The 577-nt window shown below is 69.2% G+C and carries 1 protein-coding gene; it reads right to left on the bottom strand.

Features of this window, described 5'->3' with window-relative positions:
* The coding region (locus tag ACLF3G_RS29525; protein ID WP_430672942.1) for an ABC transporter substrate-binding protein at positions 1-577 on the bottom strand (577 nt) is incomplete at both ends.

Here is a 577-nt window from a genome sequence, read left to right as displayed (position 1 = left end):
GCCGATGCGTGTCCAGGCCGCGGCGATCGCCTGGCAGATCCGCGGCGTCCGGCTCGGCGAGCAGAACAGGTTGATCCCGAAGCCCTGCGGAAACCCCGCCTCCGCCAGCAAAGCCCGCGCCGCGTTCAGGTCCTGACTTGGCACAGGCCGGTCGGCGATGGCACCGAAGATGAAGGGCGGCACGGGCTGGTCGGTGGCATCGGCATAGCCCTCCATGATCTGCCGCGCGATGGCGTCGCGGTTCAGTGCCAGGGACATGGCGCGCCGCACCCGGACATCGCGCATCGGATTCTGGCCACCCGCATCCACGCCCGGAGGGTTTGGCCGCTCGACATCTAGGTAGATGTTGACCGCGTAGATGGAGGGGCTGGAGAACAGCGCGACGCGGCGATCGGCGCCAAGGCGCGACGCGTCCTGAAGCGGGACGTTGTTGATGAATTCGACATCGCCGGCGAGCAGCGCCGCGACGCGGGCCGTGTCGTTCGGGATCGGTGTCAGGCTTACTGTTTCCCACGGCACCGCGCCGCCCCACCAGGCCTCGTTGCGCCGCAGCACCAGCGGGGCGTTGGTGGACCAG

The sequence above is a fragment of the Falsiroseomonas sp. HC035 genome (assembly GCF_050563525.1).
In the GTDB taxonomy this organism is placed as follows: domain Bacteria; phylum Pseudomonadota; class Alphaproteobacteria; order Acetobacterales; family Acetobacteraceae; genus Falsiroseomonas.
This window is presented reverse-complemented; position numbering and strand designations above follow the sequence as displayed.